The following is a 16871-nucleotide window of genomic DNA, read 5'->3' on the forward strand; positions in this document are numbered from 1 at the left end:
GGCGACCACATATAACTGCGGTCTCGGTGCCCCAGCGAGCGAGCGGGCCAGACGAGTAGGCCGACAGCGCCGGACGACCGCGGTCGCGGCGACAGACTACGAGCGCCGGCCGCGGCGGGCGACGAGCGCGACCGCGCCGACGACGAAGCCGCCGAACAGGAGTTGGAGTCCGCCGGAGCCCCGGAGCGCCCGGAGCGCGACCTGCAGCGGCGGGCGCTCCTCAGCGTGCGAGAAGTCCAACACGACGGTCGGCCGGTCGGCGACGAGCGCCTCGGCGAACGCCCGGTTGTCCGGCCGTTCGAGCATCGCGTTGATGAAGACGCTCGGGTCGCTCACGACGACCACGTCGCCCGCGCCGAGGCGCTCCGTGGTCACGACGGGGTGCGAACGGAGCGTCTCGCTCTCGTCGAGTTCGCCGTCGTCGTCGCGGTCGAGATACGAGAAGTTCGACGAGCGGACGAGGACGGTGCTTTCGTTTTCGGTCACCGTCGCCGGGTGGTTCAGCGTGAGTTGCGTCACGTCGCGGGTCAGCGGGTCCGCGGCGACGCGCGTCGCCACCGGGAGCGCGCCGGATTTGTACTGGTGGCGGTCGTCGCGGAGCGGCGTCTGATTGATGCGCGCCGACGCGCCCAGTCGGCCGAGCAGGTCGTTGCCGTGGGGCCTGAAGTCGTCGGCGACGACGACGGTCCCGCCGGCCCGGACGAACGCCTCGATGCGGTCGGCCTCGGCGTCGGTGTAGCCCCGCTCCGGCGAGATGACGAACGCGACGGTTCCCGCGGGGTCGACCTCGCCGTACTCGGTGGTGTTGTAGACGACTTCGGTCTCGGCACCCGCGTCCGATGCGACCCCGCGGATGCCGGAGCCGCCGTCCCACGCGGCGTTGAACGCGCCGTAGGTGGACGACGAGGTGCTCGCGCCGACGCCGACGCCGAGGAGCATCGTGACGAGGAGCGCCGCGGCCAAGAGATGCGGGTAGCCGACCTCGCGGGAGCCGACGCGCACTCAGAACACCCCCGGCGGGAGGATGTCGAGGATGCGTCTGACCACGATGTAGCCGAAGGCGACGAGGCCGCCGCCGATGAGCCACAGGAGCCGTCGCCGCCACGCGGGCGTCACCGCGACCGGCGCGGTGAGTTCGACGACGACGAGGAAACCGATGAGAGACACGACGAAGACCAGCTCGTACGAAAGCGAGTCGAGGAGGACCAAGACGAGGGTCGCGCCGAGCATCCAGGCGAGCTGGGCGCGGATGAACCGCTCGCGTCGTGCCGTTGCCATGTACGGTCGTGGACGGGGCGGGATAACTAAACTATCGCTTGTGGGGCCCGGTCAGGACGCGGGCGGTGTGAGGTGCGACCGTCGGTGACGCGCGTCGCGAGCGACACCGCGCTCGCCAGTCAATCGGAGCGGGTTCTCACCCAGAAACACAGCACGGCGGCGAGGAGCGAGCAGGCGGTGAGGAGTATCGACGGGCCGGGAACGGCCGTCTCAGTCGAGTCCGTCGAGCGCTCGGTGGTGGCTCGTGCGGTCTCGGCCTGTCCGTCCGTCGTTGCGCTCGCCGTCGATGACGACGACGTCGCGGGCGAACTCGTGTTGTTCGCGTCCGTCCCGGAACCACCCATCGCCGAGACGGTCAACTCGCCACCAGTAGCGTCCGAGTCGGCATCGGAACCGCCGCCGCCGTCTTGCGACGACGAACTGTCATCGGCCGTATCTGCGTCCGCGGTCGTCGTGGCGTTCGAACTCACCTCGCCGACGGCGAGACTCCCGTTCTCGACGGCGTCGATTCGGTAGCTGACACCCGCTTCGCTCCCGACGTCGGTCACGTTCACGCCGATTGGGGACGTCCCGTTCGCGCTGCCTTCGACGGTGACGGTCGCAATAGTGACGGACCCCGACTGCGACGTGTCGATGAGCGCGCCGTAGAGGCGAACTCGCGAACGCCCGTCGTCGTACGTGACCTCGTTCAGGCCGGGGTCGGGAACGAACGACGCGTTAGCGACGGACGCAATCGAACCGTTGACGCGGACGGTCACGTCGACCGCGCCAACCCCGCCGCCGTCGAGGCCGCGGACCACGAGGTCGTAGGTCGTCGTCGACCCGACGTCCGTCTCTTGGGACGCCGGCGTCACGACGACCGAAACGTCGTCCTGCGCTGCCGCCACCCCCACGGGGGCGACGGCGAGGCTGGAGCTGACGAGCACAAGCAGTCCGAGCGGGACGACGAGAGCCTGTCGAGTCGACATTCGAATTCGGTATCGACGTGTTGAGAGTCGGACTACTTTTCTGTTCCGGGACCGGCGGTGAGCGGGACGCTGGGGTGCAGCCGTCGGCACGTAGTGTAATGTGAATATGCCTGTTACACTAGTCGGTCGACGAGTCGGTACGACCGATGGATGTTTTAGGCTTGTAGCCGGGATGAACACTACCTATCGAGTAAGATGCTCGCCGTCACAGCCGTGTTCCCACCCAGACGACTCTCGAAGAGATGATTCGAACACAACGAGGGACACGGGCCGTCGTCGTCGGCATCGTTTTCTGTCTCCTCCTGAGCGCGGCGCTCGCGCCGGTTTCGGAAGCGACGCTCCCCACAACTGACGTCGACTCAGGAGGACCCGAACGCAGTACGACCGCGGCGACCGTCACCGACCCCGCGAATAACACGACCGCATCCGACAACGGAACGACCGGGAGCGACGTTCTCTCTGGCGTCGCGGCGTACCGACTATCGCGCGCGGAGTCGGACGAACTCGTCCCGGTAATCCTCGTCTTCGACGACCAGTCGCGCGAGTCACGCGACGGGGGCGGTCGCAACGACACGACGGCGCGCGCACAAATCAGAGCGACGACCAACCGGACGCAGTCCGACGTGCGCGAATTCCTCGACGCGCGGCGGGCGAACGGGACCGTTGCGGACGTGAAACCGTTCTGGACTCGAAACGCGCTCGCCGTCGAGGCGACGCCCGCTGTCGTGCGGACGCTCGGCGGGATGCCGAACGTGTCCGCGATTCACTACGACAGGCCGATTTACGCGACGGGGTCGGTCGCGCCGAGCGTCGCCGCGTATCTGGACTCGCTGTCCGCGTACGGCGAGACGGTCCGACCGGACAGCGTTCAGCGCGCGACGAGCGGAACCGAGTCGTGGAGCGTTAAATCGGTCGGTGCCGACGACGTACAGGCGCGCGGAATCACCGGTTCGGGCGCGAACGTCAGCGTCATCGACAGCGGCATCGACGACAGCCACCCGGCGCTCCGCGGGCAGGTCGTTCGGTGGCAGGACTTCGTCGGCGACTCGTCGGAGCCGTTCGACCCGTGGGGCCACGGCACGCACGTCGCGGGGACGGTCGCCGGGCGGGCGGACGCCAAGAAAGCAGTCGGTGTCGCACCCGGAGCGCAACTGTTCGGCGCGCGCGCCCTCAACGCCGACGGACAGGGCAGTATGTCGGACGTGATGGCGGCGATGGAGTGGAGCGCCGAGAACCACGCGGACGTGGTCTCCGCGAGTCTCGGTGCTAGTCCGTTCCCGCTCGAGTACCGCGGGGAACGGGGGGTCCAGCCGAACGAGACCGGAACCGCGGACATCGAACTCTACGCGAACGGCTCCGGCGTGTACCAGACCAACGCGAAGTACGACGGGTTCAAACCGGCGTACGTCTACGTGCTCGTCGAACCGACGCGGGTCGGCGGCGAGCAGATACAGAGCGACGAGCGACGCGCCGAGGTCATGCGGAACCTCTCGGTGACGCTTCGAGACCCCGCGGGCGAAACCCCGCTCAGAGGCGCCGACGCGGGGTGGTGGTTCGCCGACGGGCGCGTGCCGGCACAAATCGCGTACCAGAGATTCACACCCCGGAACGGGACCGCAATCGAAACCCCCGGGAACTGGTCGCTCGACGTCGAGAACGACCACCCCGAGTCGGTGTCGTATCGGTACCGAACGACGGCGTACTACCCGTCGAACGGGAGCGACCAGTTCTCTCGGTACGTCGACTCGCTCGTGACGACGACGGACACGGTCGCGGTTATCTCGGCCGGCAACGCCGGGTTGCTCGGGAATCGCTCCGTGGCGACCCCCGGCGCTTCGGCGGGGGCGATTACCGTCGGTGCGTCACGGCAGACAGCGTCCGACGTGACCTCGTTTTCGAGCCGCGGCCCGGTCGGGTTCGGGGCTGACCGGCGACCCGGCATCGACCTCATCGCCCCCGGTGAGAACGTCACGTCCGCGTACTCGACGTCACAGACCGACGAGGCCGAACCGTACGTCACGCGCGACGGGACGTCGATGGCGGCCCCGCACGTGAGCGGCACGGTCGCGCTCCTTCTCGACGCGAACCCGAACGCGACTCGCGCCGACGTGACGCGGGTACTCCAGTCGACGGCGCGACCGCTCCCGCAGACAGCGCCGACCGTCGGCGCGGGAATGCTCGACACGCGGAGCGCGGTCAACGAAACGGCCGAGCTACCCCCCTCCGTGACGACCGAAACAGCGCCGCCGACCGACCCCGACGGCGACGGGCGCTACGAGGACGTCAACGGAGACGGAAACGTGACGCTCGCGGACGCGCAGGCGCTGTTCGCCAACCGCAACGCCGAAGCGGTCGAAGGTACTCCGGAGGCGTTCGACTTCTCCGGAAACGGTCGCGTCAACGTCGTGGACGTGCAGGCGCTGTTCGCAAAAATCCGAGAAAACTAGCGGAGTCGGTCAGGACGATTCGGAACTCGGATCGGTCACGTTCACCCAGAGGTGGACCGACTGATAGGCGTTTTCAGCCGTCGGCTCCGCGGGTGCCGTTCCCTCGTACAGGAGGTAGGTGAGTCGGAGCCGGTCGCCGGTCATCGGCGGCGTGACCGCGTGCTCGGTCCGCCACGTCGAGTCGGCTTCGACCGACGGTCGATACCGCGTGAGTGACTCGCGTTCGAGGACCGTCGTGGTGTTGTTGGCGACCCGAACGCGCTGGAGTTGCGAGACGACGACGTAGTCGGTTTGCGTCCCCTCGTGGTTACCCACGGCAATCGTGAACGGCGTCGGCTCCCCCGCAGTGAGTTCCGTCGGGTAGTCCTCCGCGGTGAGTTGCCCAGACTGGTTCTCCGTCAGCACGTACACCTCGGAGAACGACTCCCCGGAACCGGGGGCGGCGACCACGTATCCGCCCACTCCGACGGCGACCGCGAGGCAGAGTATCAATACGACGGCGAACGCCGCGTCAGTCCGCGAATCGGACGAGAAGAGGGCCTGGCCGTCGGGAAGACTGGACCGGACCGTGACGCCGAACCGTTCGCTCTCGGGGAGGGCCGCCCGACGACGCGACGCGACGACCACGGCCGCGACCGTGAGGAGTCCGATGGAGACGACAACCGGAACGAGTCGAAGTCCCCACGGCGTGAAGTTGAGGAGCAGTCCGAGCGCCGAGACGAGGGCGATGCTCGTCCCGAACGAGAGCGCAACCCGCTCGATACCGTCGATTCCCGTCCAGTCACCCGTGTCGGCGTCTCCGTTCGCGGCGACCGACGGTCCCGACTCCGGGAACAGCGCGGCGATAACCGCGTAGCCGGGGACGAAAAGCACGAACGGGAGGCCGAGCACGACCCGAAGCGGGGTGTCGCGGACGCCGGGGACGGTGACCGCACCGCAGGTGAGGACGACCGCCACCACGACCGCGAGCAGATCCGCGGGAGCGGTGCGAACCGAGCGCGGGACGAGAGATCGCCAGTCCGTATCGGAGGGCATCGGCTATGGGTGTGACAAGGATCCACTAAAAGCGGTCGGTCTCACCGACTGCCGTGTCCGCGACCTCGGCGATCCAGGCGTGAGACGAACCCGCCAGAACCAGTTACTACGCGTCTTCCGCGCGCGAGAGTGTGTCCAGCACTTTGAGCGAGAGTTCGTTCGCAGAGATCTCACCGTCTTGGTAGTCGGCGAACCACGACGACTTCGCGTGCCACGTTCCGAAGCGAGACTCGGGGCTGTCCATGACGATTGCGTTCAGGCGCTCGGCCTCCCAGCCGTTTGCGACCCGATTGAAGAAGCCGCCGGCGATCGTGCCGATTTCCCCGCCGACTTCCTCGTACTGGTCTTCGTTCGAGACGTACGTGAGTTCCACTGCGTTCGCCGGCGGTTGCGGGAGGAGTTCGACGATGGAGATCTCCTCTTGTTGGAGGAACGACCGAAACTCGTCCGCCTGCTCGACGAACGGGGAGGGCGTCTTCGTCGGGAGCGTCGTCGTCGACTGGGTCGACGCCTCCGTCTCGGACTCCTGTGCACAGCCGGCAGTTCCGACGACCATCGCAGAGAACGCAGTAAGGAACCGGCGCCTTCGCATATGCTACTCACAAGACTACCCGCCTTCTTTAATCTGACCACGGCTCCGAAACGGTCTGACTGTTGTCGGTTTGAATGAGTGTCAATACAGCCGGACGGTATTATTCAGGACTATGATTCTGAATAAATCCATGGGTGATACAGAAGTATTTTATCGCTCCTATCAGATGAACATACCATGAGGCCTACGACCAGCAACAGGACTAAACTCTTGAGTTTGGTTCTGACGGGGGTTGTGGTTCTATCGATGGTGGTAGGGCCCGTTAGCGCGAGCACCCTCGCCTCAGCAGACGCATCGGCCTCACTCAGCGGAGGGGGTTCCGCTCCGATCGACGGAGCAACGACACCCGCGGTGAGTGACGAGTTGAAAATAGACGCCGGAGAGAACGTCTCCGTGTGGCAGTATTCGCTGCTGACACTTCGGCCAAATAATCCAGCAGCGTCGAGTGAGTTTGTCACACTCGACGACGTCCCGTACATCAGCCATACAATACGGAACACGAACATTTTCGTCGATACGGGCGACCAGGAAACAAGCCTGGACAAGAATCGAATCTACGTCTTCAACAAGACGGAGATCACCGCGACCTTCAATCCGGGGAAAGCCGGAAAGAGCAGCGTGGTCGACGGGGAGAAAGTCCAACTGGTCGCTGTCCGCCTGAAGGAGGGCGCGAAGCAACCGAGTGGTATCAGCGATATCGGCAAACTGCTCACCACGAGTAAGGACACAAACGCGGAAATCGTTCGCGAGTTCACGGGGGGGAACGGAGAGCAGAACTTCAAATTCACCCCCGACGAATCCGGGCAGTACATCTTCGCGACGGTTCTCGTCGAGAACAGCACCGACCCGGGACTGGTGCAGGGCTCGTCGCCCGGTAACCTCACCGCGGACGGGAACGTGACGGTCGTCGGCTTCGACCACTTCCTCGTCCAGGACGGTCGGTCGACGGTGACGCCGCCGGAGGTTGCCGCGGTCGGCAACGACGTTGACGTCGACGTCGACGCGTCGAATCTGGAATCGGACGAGGTTTCGCACACGACGATTCTGCTGAACGAGACGGTCCTCGGCGACCAACAGCAGACGATTCAGCTCAACGGGAGCGAAATCGAGGAGATTCAGTCGTCCATCGACCGAATCGAAGGGGCGACCGACGTGAAGCCCGGAACGAACTTCGCCGGGAGCACGCTTCCCGCGAGCCGATACAACGGGAACACGAACATCGTCTCGCTGCTCTCGCGGTTAGCCGGTGAAGACAGCGTGACCCAGACCGACGACACGGTCATCTACACGAGTATCAACGGGACCGTCGGCGGACCGCAGGAAACGGTCACGCTCCGCACGACGGAGAACTTCACGCCCGGCGAGTACTCGGTCATTCACTTCGCGACCGCACAGAACGGGACGGCGACGCTGAGCAACAAAGCGAGCGTCGAACTCGTCGACGGCGTCCAGCTCAACATCGAGCCGAGCGCGGTCGAAATCCAGCAGGGCGACAGCGTCACGCTCAACGTGACTCGGGCAGACACCGGCGACCGCGTCGCTGGTGCGAACGTGACCTACAACGGCAAGACGTTCACGACCGATTCGAACGGTCAGGTGACGTTCACGCCCGTCGAGTCGGGAACCGCGACGGCCACGAAAGACCCGTCTAACGGAACCGCGTACATCTCGTCGAGCGTCGACCTGTACGTCATCACGCCAGAAATCGAACTCACCGACTACAACGTCTCGTCGACGTCGGTGACGACGGACGAGACGGTGACGGTCAACGCGACCATCGAGAACACCGACTACTTCGGTGGGAACTTCACGGTCGACCTCAAGCGTGACGGCCAGACCGTCGAGTCGAAGACGGTGTTCGTCAACGAAGGCGAGACCGTCGTTGAGCAGTTCGAACTGAGCTTCGACACGCCGGGCACGTACGATGTGACGGTCAACGACGCGACGCCGACGGCCATCGAGGTCAGCGGCGTTCCGGATATCGTCTACTCGAACCTCACGGTCCCGAGTCAGATTTCACCGGGTGAGACGACGGTCGTGAGTGCCGACATTCGCAACAACGGCACCGGCGCTGGCGAGTACAACGCGTCGCTCGTCATCGACGGACAGACCGTCGAGTGGATGAACGGGACGCTCGCGCCCGACGAGTCCACGACGGTCACCTTCGAGAGGGACCTCGGTCCCGGCACGTACCAGATCGCGATCGACGGGCTTCCCGCCCAGACCGTGACTGTCGACAAGCCGGCGAACCTCGACTACTCGAACCTGCAGGTCAACGCGACCGAAATCGGACTCGAGGACGCGGTCAACGTGAGCGCGACGGTCACGAACACCGGCGACGTGTCGGACACGTTCACCGCGACGCTCTCGGTCGACGACGAAATCACGCAGACGAAGGCCGTGACCCTCGACGGCGGCGAATCGAAGACGGTCTCGTTCACCGTCACCGACCTCGCCCTCGGCGAGCACACGGTCCGCATCGGCGACCTCTCGCCCGAGACGGTCACCGTGAAAGCACCGGACATCACGCCGACGCTCTCGGTCGAAACGAACGTGACGAAAGGTATCGTGCCCGTCAACGCGACGGTCGAAAACCGCGGTAACGTCGAGGCGACGGGCGTCGACGTGATCGTCGAAGCGAAAGCCGACGGCGGTGGGGACTGGGAAGAACTCACCAGTCAGTCGGTCGACCTCGCTGCGGGCGAGTCGGTCGCTATCAACACGACGCTCGCACGCGTGGACGCGCGGAACTACTCCGTTCGCGTCGTCGCGGACCCGGCTGACGAAATCGCCGAGGCGAGCGAGACGAACAACGAGGTCAACGCGCGCGTCACCGGCGGTCCGCTCGCGAAGGGCTACGTCAAGATGCCCGACGGGAGCGCCGCCGTGGACGACCTCGTCTACACGAGCCGCACGAACCCCGGCAACGAGTCGTGGTCCGTCGGACAGGCGTTCACCGACGAGAACGGTCGGTTCCTCGTGCCGGTCGTCAACGGAACCTCACAGACGATCGCGTACGTGCAGGACGAAGCGAGCGGTTGGAGCGGCGACCACCCGCGCGACGGGTCGCCCGACATCTACTCGCTCCACACGACGAAAGGAACCGAGCGGGTTCTGAACGTCGGGAACACGACGCTCCCCGAAGCGGGTCTGCTGAACGTCACCGTCGTCGACCAAGACGGTGACCCTGTGGAGAACGCGACGATTGCGGTCCACCACAACAACGACGGCACCCGCTCGGGTGTCGCGTACAAGTCCAACGCCGAGGGACTCTTCCCGGCCGGTGAAGGCGACGAGACCGGCATCGAGGTCCGCGGCGACATGGAAGTCCGCGTCACGCCGCCCGAGAACGACCGGTTCGTCAACCGGACGTACTGGCAGAACCTCACGGTCGACACGAGCGGTGCGAACCTCACCTTCCGCCTCGCGGAGGGTGCTGACCTCTCGCCCGAACTCGACGTCGAACAGCGACAGCGGTTCAACGACGGCGTGAACGCCTCCGTGACCGTCTCGAACGACGGACTCGTCAACGTCTCGAACGCGACGGTCAACCTGACTGTCGAGGCCGCCAACGGTGCCACGGAGACGTACACGAAGTACACCGGCAACCTCTCCGACAGCACCGACGCGCCGAACAACGAGACGACGCTCACCTACGACCTGACGGAGTTCGCCAGCGAAGAACTCCTCGGAACCCTCGCACAGGGTAACGCGCGGGTGACCGCGACGGTCGATCCGGCGAACGAGATTCCCGAGACGGACGAGACGAACAACCAGGTCGTCAACTCCACGCGTGTGGTCTACGCCGACCCGGCAGTCCGCATCCAGGGACAGAGCACGGTGCTCCAGAGCCAGAAGGCGACGCTCGTCGTGTTCACGAAGAACAACGGTACCGCACCGACCGGTGAGTTCAACGTGACCGTCGACTACGACGACGGGACAACCGAGAACATCACCATCGCGAACCTCGGCGTCCAACAGCCGAACACGACGCGCGTCACCCACAGCTTCGCGACGGGTGGCGACAAAGTCGTGACCGCGAGCGTCTCCGACGGTGTCCCATTCGATAACAACGAGTCGACGAAGGACGTCAGAGTGAAGCCGTACAAGCTGAGCATCGATGACGAGGACGTCTCGGTGCCCTCGACGGTCGTGAACAACTCGACTGTCACTGTCCTCGCGGAGTTCAACGCGAACTACCCGTCGGACGTCAACGCAACGGTCGAGCTTCCCGTGGGGCTCACTCTCGCAGATGGACAGAGCGCTGAGAAGCAGGTCCGGTCGTCGGCAAAAGGCGGTTCGGTTGCGTGGAAGGTCCGCGGCAACACGACCGCCGACATCGACGACGCGCAGCTAGATGTCACCGTCGAAGCGTTCGGCCAGAGCGACACGGCGTCCGCAACGACCAACGTCACGGTGCCGAAGGTTCGCTACACGACGACGAACGCGACATCCACAACTACAGCGGGTACGAAGTCGCTCGCACTCAACATCTCGAACGCGACGACCTACGAGCACAGCCTCAACGTGACTGTGCAGTCCGGGACAGACGGACGGACGCTACAGGGTCTCGAATACCTGTTCTCCTACCCCTACTGGTGTGTCGAACAGACGACGACCCAGATGATGTCCGCGCTCCGGACCGACCAGTACTACCGCGATGGCGACATCCCGAGCAACTACGACCGCGACCGTGCGAACAGCACGATCAGCGCGGGTATCAGCAAGCTCGCCGACGAGCCCACGCCCGGTACGTACTTCAATATCTCCCAGCACGACAACGGCGCGTGGAGTATGTACGGCAACAACCCGCGCGGTGACCTGTTCTACACCATCTACGCCCTGCAGGGCGCGAGCGCTGTCTCCGACGACGTGGTGCAGAGCAACCGCACGGACGTGGACGCCAGCCTCAAGAACATCAACCAGAGCGGTGCGGTGCTCTGGCTGGCAGACAAGCAGCGAAACGACGGCGAGGTCCGCCCGAGCGGGTACTTCCTCCGTGACACAACCTCCGCGACCGCCTACACGACGGTCGCAATCGACCGCGCTCGCGACGACCTCAACGCGACCGCACAGACGGCCGCAGACGAGTTCAGCGTCGACGCCGCGGTCTACCTCATCGAACAGCAGAACAGCGACGGAAGCTGGGAAGACAGTTCGGAAGAAGCGCAGGCAACCGCCTACGCGGTGCAGGCGCTCGCAGCGGTCAACGACAGCGACACCCTCCGGAAGCAGGTCAACAGCGAGCTGAGTTCGGGTAACGTGTCGATGGCCCTCGACAACGGTGTCCAGTGGCTCGTGGCGAACCAGCAGGAAGACGGTTCCTGGGCTGGGTACCGGAACTCGCCGTACTGGAGCAACACCGGTGAGAAGGCCCGCGCGACGGGCAACGCGATCATCGCGTTGAACGCCGCGGAAGGCTACACGGTGAGCAACGGAACCGTGTCCGACGGTGTCAGCTACCTCGTTGGTATCTACCAGCAGGGCGGCTCCTTCGGTAACACGCGTGCGACCGGCGTCGCGATCGACGCCCTCACCACAGCGGACCAGCGGAACGCTGGTGCGCAGACGGTGACGGTCGAAATCAACTCGACCGTCACGAAAACGGTCAGCGTCGACAGTAACACACCGACCGCGACGGTGACCTTCACCACTGACGAACTCGAAACGCTTCGTCAGACCGGTTCTATCAACCTGACAATCGCGCACTCGAATCGAGTCGTTGTCGGTGCCGAGTCCGAACAGCTCGTCAACGAACAAGAGTACGAGGACACCAACTGAGGAGAACGATGACACGAAAACTCTCAATGACACTGGCTGCCCTCCTGGTCGTGGCATCGATATCGTTCGGTGTCGGTCCGGGTGTTGTGTCCGCTGCGGACCCGTTCAGCGTCGAAATCGACGCGCCGGACGACCTCAGCACGAACGGCAACCAGACGATTGCAGTAACGGTTACGAACAACAACGATACCACACTCCCCAGCCCGATTGTGGAGGTTCCGATTAGCAGCCCGGTCGCATTACCGGACGGTGCCGAAGACGCAGTCTATGTGAACGACACGACTGATCTACGGGATGCAGACGTCAGGGGAAGTACTATCAGCACCGGAGATGCCCTGTTTATCACGGGCGAAGAGGTGCCGCCCCGCGAGTCCCGGACCTACCACTTCAACGTGACCGTCTCGTCGGCGGGGACGACGTCGCTGACCGCTGACGTACGCTCGATGTACAACGAGCAGAACAACAACGTTCGGACGACCGAACAGCTCGTCGTGAGCGGCGTCGGGACGGTCAACGCAAGCGTCATCGACAACGACGAAAACGCCGTGAGTGGCGCTGCCGTCGTCATCGACGGACTGAACCAGGCTGCCTCGGTCAGCGAGCGGGTGCTCGAAGGCGACCACACCGTCAGTGCGAGCCTTCCGAACGCCCCTGAGTTCACCGTCGGAGTCGGTATCTCCGAGACGGCGTCTGTCACCTTCGTCGACGGCGACAACAGCATCCAGCCGGTCGCGTACGTCGGCGAGGAACCGACACCCGTCGGTAACTCGACCTCGGAATCGGACGGGAACGCGGAGACGCCCGTCAACACGACGGTGTCGGTGACCATCTCGAAGACCGACGGCACGGTCGTCTACGATATCGCGCCGCCGGTCGACAAGCCGCTCCGCGGGAACGGCGTCGCGACGACGGACGCGAACCTCGTCGACCAGACGACGGTCGACGGTGAGACACGGGTCCGCCTCAACGAGACTGACGTCGGGACGCAAGTCACCGTCGAGTTCGAAGGCTATGAGCTCGGGAACGCGGACCTCGACGACAACGTCGACGAGGACGACGCGTCCACAATCGCACAGGCCGCCTCGAGCGGATCTGACGCCGCCTACGGTGACGTCAACGGCGACGGTCAGGTGAACGGGATTGACGCGATGCTCGTCCAGCAGTACAGCGAGAACAACCGCGATGCCGACTACACCATCGGAGGTGCATAACTCATGAACACGAAACAGCTACTCGCAGTAGCGATGTGCGCCGCCATGCTCGTCAGTGCAGTCGGCGTCGGCGGCGTCGGTGCCGCGACTGCCAAGACGGTCTCCGTCGATACCGTTGCGTCTCTCGACGAAAGCACCGCGGACTCGACGGCGACGCTTACTGCGTACAACGTCGAAGACGCGGACGGCATCGGGTCGTACGAACTGAACATCAGCTACGACGACAGCCTGGTCGACGTCTCGGTCAGCGGGAACTCCCGGTTCAACGTTGAGACGACTGACCAGGGCAACGGAAAACTCACCGTCGTCGGGTATACGGGCGAGACCTCCGGGTCGACCGGGAACATCTCGCTGGCCGACCTGACGGTGACTGCCCAGTCCGTCGGGAGCGATACCTCCGCGTCCATCGACGTCACCGTCGAATCGATCACGGACACGAGAGGGAACCTCCTGTCGCACAGCGGCGACACGACGACCGTTGACGTGAACAACGTCGACGGTAGCACGCCGACGCCAACTCCATCGACGCCAACTCCATCGACGCCAACTCCATCGACGCCAACTCCATCGACGCCAACTACCGAAGCACCGTCGAGTGGTGGTGGCGGTGGTGACAGCAGCGATGGTGGAAGCGCTCCAGACCGTGGAACCTACGATAGTGTCTGGCTCTTCTACGATTCACAGATCAGCGCATCGCTCCCGGACGGCTCAATGGTAACGAACGTTGATATAGCGTTTGGAAGCCAAGCAATTGGTGAAGTGGTCATCCGTGAACGCGCGAGTCTTCCAGAAACAGTTGGTCAGCCGTCGAGCCCTGCTCTCAGCTTCGTCCAAATCGATGTTCCAGGGTCTCTCCGCGATTCAGCGTCGACTATCACGCTGAGCGTGAGACAAGACCGGCTCGACGAACTCGGTATCACGGCGCAGGACCTCGCAGTTGAACGCTACAACGACGAAAGCGGTGAGTGGGAGACCCTCGACACGCGCGTCGTGAGCGAGGGCGACGGACGGGTCGTACTGGAAGTCGATACGCCCGGCTTCTCGTACTTCGCCGTGACGTCGACGCAGGCCGTGACGACGACGGCAGACGACGGTGGTGACGACACCACAACGGACGACGATGGTGACGACACCACAACGGACGACGGAACCTCCGGCTTCGACGACGAGACGACGACCGGAGAGCCGACGACGACTGATTCGGTCATTCCCGGCTTCGGCGTCACCGCCGCGCTGATTGCGCTCGTCGCAATCGCGCTCATCGCGGTGCGACGCGAATAACTCGCGTCACCGTTCTCGGTTCTTTTTTCGCTCGACCTGTGCGGACGACTCGCTTCCGAAACAGAGAGCACGCACGGCGTTGTTGAAATCCGTACTGCTAGTTTGTTGCGTCCGTGGTGAATACAGGGCGCAAGTCTTGCAAGGTTGAATTGTAATTCAGGTTATCGAATAAGCAACCGCGTGTGAAATTTCTCAACCCAATGTGTGAACAGAACGTTTTTGAAGGCTTTGTTAGTGTTCTGAGATGATGCAAGGTGTCCCTCGGAGAAAAGTCCTCCAACTGGGTGGTGCAGCTCTCACTACGAGTCTTGCCGGGTGCACTTCTTTCTTCGAACAATCAAGTACCAGCCTCAGTCAGGTGGAGATTTTCAATCAACGGCCGGAACAACATACAGCTCACTTACTTATTGAGCGTAATGACGAGATCGTGTATTGGTCTTCATTTGAATTGAAACAAGCGGCAAATCAGCAGACAGATATCACGAAGGTTGACAGCAGAGTCATCAAGGACGAGTGGCCAGAAGGTTCTGCAACGTTCGCAATTCACGTAAGACTTGACGCTCAAACATCGTGGAGTTCTCTCACACTTGATGAACAAGACAAAGGATGTCATGAGGTTTTGGCAGTTATTGATCGTACTGACGAACCTCGTGTTTCGTTTTTCTCCTCGAATGATTGTTGAAGCAATTGTAAGTAATCTCGTGGGAACGCTTCTGGGCTAAATTCATCGAAGATGAGATCATTCAATCCGATGAGCCAGTTCTGACAAATTGACCGTAGAATGTTGAGGACATGATGAACTTATCCTCCGTCTGTGTCACGCCGTACGTATCAAATTCAAATTCTCGGGCTCCGACAGAACCTAACGCAGGGTGTCAGCTACGGTTGTGGTACGCTTGGCGTGGGTCCTGACGCTGACTCGTTATACTGAAACAGCGACCGAATCGGAGTTCTCGTCCATCCACCGGGCCGTGTGAGAGGCACGATTCGCTCCGCGTGCGATGGGACGCGACGCGGCCCGCGACCACTACGGGCCAGTCCGTCGAATAGAGAAATACGCGAGGAGAACAGTCGGCCGTCTCGATTACGAGCGGCGACGGAGAAGACTGACACCGACGAGGCTGACGATGCAGACCAGCGCAATTCCGACCGAGCCCCAGAGGGGAACGGCGGTCTCAGTCGTGGTTTCGGTCGTCGGTTGCATCGTCGTCGAAGGCTCTGCGGTCTGCATCGAGGTCTCCGTTCCGGTCGAATCGGTGGACCCCGCCGTCGAAGACGACTGGACGGCATCGTCCGCGTCGTCCGCATCGTCCGCGTCATTCTCGTCATCCGCATCGCTCGTGGGCGTCGGCGCGTCAGTCGTCTCCGCCGAACTCCCTCCGGAGGCTCCCGCGGTCGTATTGGCTGTGGTGGACTCGTTGGTTGGGGTCGACGTTGTGGTCTCGGTCGTCTCCGTGGTCGTCGTCTGGTCGGGCCCGTCCGTCGAGTCCGAGTCTTGGAGCGACCCTTCCTCAACGACGCTCACAGACTGGGTTCCGCTCACCGCGACGAGTTCGGGTTCACCGAACACTTCGTCGCCGGTCTGGGTGGCCGAATAGAGCCGATAGTCGCCAGTCGAGAGCGACGCGACATCGACCGTCGCCGTGTAGTTCAACCCCGTCTGTTGGGTCGCGGTCGTGCGGACAGATGTCGACTCGTTCCCGAGAACGACCTCGACGCCGGCCGGCGGCGATTCGACGTCGTTGCTGACTTTGGAGAGGTTCACTTCCACGAGGAGTTCGTCGTCCACCTCGACGCGGTCTGTCGCGGTCTGCTCGACGTCGAACCCGTTGATGACGAACGGTTCGACCGCGTAGACAGTCTCAGTTCCGTTCGTGAGCGCGACTGCGTACGTACCGGGACTGTATCCATCGAGCGAGAACGTCTCCGAGGCGGAGCCGCCGCCGTCGATGGGTTTGTTGTCGTAGAACCGTTGCTGACTGTCGACGACACGGATGGAGTACGAATCACCGGACGGCCCGTCGGTCGAAACGGAGAGGTAGCCGTCTTCCGACGCGCTGCCGATGGCTTCGATGGTCTGGTCTCCCCACTGGGTCGAAATCGTTCGGTCGGGGATATCGAGGTCGCCGTCGATGTCGACGTCGTAGTCGGCGCTCTGTGCCGCCGTCAACGGGGCGACCGCCGAACACACCAACACGAGCGCCAAGAGGAGGGCACGAGACGAGTGCATGTGCCAGCCTCTACAGTCGTCGGCAATAAGTGCATTGCCATGGCGAGT

At 63.6% G+C, this 16871-nt stretch carries 11 protein-coding genes; 5 read left to right on the plus strand and 6 right to left on the minus strand.

Translation table 11 applies throughout. The features are described 5' to 3' along the window. Positions 1 to 96: 96 nt before the first annotated feature. The 3 genes from DEQ92_RS11930 to DEQ92_RS11940 form a co-directional block, all read right to left on the minus strand. Entirely contained in the window at positions 97 to 1002 is a 906-nt protein-coding gene (locus tag DEQ92_RS11930; protein ID WP_004975699.1) for a DUF4350 domain-containing protein, read from the minus strand. Continuing rightward, positions 1003 to 1278: a hypothetical protein gene (locus tag DEQ92_RS11935; RefSeq protein WP_004042058.1), complete on the minus strand. Its 276-nt coding sequence runs from the start codon at positions 1276 to 1278 to the stop codon at positions 1003 to 1005. Between the two features lie 119 nt (positions 1279 to 1397). Continuing rightward, the gene (locus tag DEQ92_RS11940; RefSeq protein WP_115820823.1) at positions 1398 to 2246 is read right to left on the minus strand and encodes a hypothetical protein; all 849 of its coding nucleotides are present in this window, start codon (positions 2244 to 2246) and stop codon (positions 1398 to 1400) included. Positions 2247 to 2488: 242 nt separating this feature from the next. Between DEQ92_RS11940 and DEQ92_RS11945 the strand changes: the two genes are divergently transcribed. Next, positions 2489 to 4693, plus strand: coding sequence for a S8 family serine peptidase (locus tag DEQ92_RS11945; protein ID WP_115820824.1), 2205 nt, complete (start codon positions 2489 to 2491; stop codon positions 4691 to 4693). Positions 4694 to 4702: 9 nt separating this feature from the next. Here the strand turns inward: DEQ92_RS11945 and DEQ92_RS11950 are convergent, their stop codons facing one another. Next, positions 4703 to 5728, minus strand: a complete 1026-nt coding sequence (locus DEQ92_RS11950; protein WP_115820825.1) for a DUF1616 domain-containing protein — start codon at positions 5726 to 5728, stop codon at positions 4703 to 4705. 106 nt (positions 5729 to 5834) lie between these two features. Next, positions 5835 to 6320, minus strand: a complete 486-nt coding sequence (locus tag DEQ92_RS11955) for a hypothetical protein (RefSeq protein ID WP_231608278.1) — start codon at positions 6318 to 6320, stop codon at positions 5835 to 5837. A 618-nt stretch (positions 6321 to 6938) separates the two neighbouring features. Between DEQ92_RS11955 and DEQ92_RS11960 the strand changes: the two genes are divergently transcribed. From DEQ92_RS11960 to DEQ92_RS23205, 4 genes are all read left to right on the plus strand, one after another. Then, on the plus strand, positions 6939 to 12101 hold the full coding sequence (locus DEQ92_RS11960; protein ID WP_233516852.1) for a CARDB domain-containing protein: 5163 nt from the start codon (positions 6939 to 6941) through the stop codon (positions 12099 to 12101). A gap of 86 nt (positions 12102 to 12187) precedes the next feature. Further along, a complete protein-coding gene (locus DEQ92_RS11965; RefSeq protein WP_233516853.1) occupies positions 12188 to 13312 on the plus strand; it encodes a dockerin type I domain-containing protein in 1125 nt (374 codons plus the stop codon). A 3-nt stretch (positions 13313 to 13315) separates the two neighbouring features. Beyond that, positions 13316 to 14593 (plus strand): PGF-pre-PGF domain-containing protein, encoded by a 1278-nt coding sequence (locus DEQ92_RS11970; RefSeq protein WP_233516854.1) that lies wholly within the window; start codon positions 13316 to 13318, stop codon positions 14591 to 14593. 247 nt (positions 14594 to 14840) lie between these two features. Further along, a complete protein-coding gene (locus tag DEQ92_RS23205) occupies positions 14841 to 15275 on the plus strand; it encodes a hypothetical protein (protein WP_147299489.1) in 435 nt (144 codons plus the stop codon). Positions 15276 to 15677: 402 nt separating this feature from the next. On the opposite strand, the gene DEQ92_RS11975 is transcribed toward DEQ92_RS23205, so the two are convergent. After that, on the minus strand, positions 15678 to 16823 hold the full coding sequence (locus tag DEQ92_RS11975) for a heme exporter protein CcmD (RefSeq protein WP_115820829.1): 1146 nt from the start codon (positions 16821 to 16823) through the stop codon (positions 15678 to 15680). Positions 16824 to 16871: the final 48 nt, after the last annotated feature.

It is taken from the genome of Haloferax sp. Atlit-6N (assembly GCF_003383195.1).
GTDB classification, from domain to species: domain Archaea; phylum Halobacteriota; class Halobacteria; order Halobacteriales; family Haloferacaceae; genus Haloferax; species Haloferax gibbonsii.

Excerpts from the sequence above, each read along its gene's own strand:
- DEQ92_RS11975 (WP_115820829.1), bottom strand. The coding sequence starts at position 16,823 with ATGCACTCGTCTCGTGCCCTCCTCTTGGCGCTCGTGTTGGTGTGTTCG.
- DEQ92_RS23205 (WP_147299489.1), top strand. The coding sequence starts at position 14,841 with ATGCAAGGTGTCCCTCGGAGAAAAGTCCTCCAACTGGGTGGTGCAGCT.
- DEQ92_RS11940 (WP_115820823.1), bottom strand. The coding sequence starts at position 2,246 with ATGTCGACTCGACAGGCTCTCGTCGTCCCGCTCGGACTGCTTGTGCTC.
- DEQ92_RS11950 (WP_115820825.1), bottom strand. The coding sequence starts at position 5,728 with ATGCCCTCCGATACGGACTGGCGATCTCTCGTCCCGCGCTCGGTTCGC.
- DEQ92_RS11945 (WP_115820824.1), top strand. The coding sequence starts at position 2,489 with ATGATTCGAACACAACGAGGGACACGGGCCGTCGTCGTCGGCATCGTT.
- DEQ92_RS11955 (WP_231608278.1), bottom strand. The coding sequence starts at position 6,320 with ATGCGAAGGCGCCGGTTCCTTACTGCGTTCTCTGCGATGGTCGTCGGA.
- DEQ92_RS11935 (WP_004042058.1), bottom strand. The coding sequence starts at position 1,278 with ATGGCAACGGCACGACGCGAGCGGTTCATCCGCGCCCAGCTCGCCTGG.
- DEQ92_RS11970 (WP_233516854.1), top strand. The coding sequence starts at position 13,316 with ATGAACACGAAACAGCTACTCGCAGTAGCGATGTGCGCCGCCATGCTC.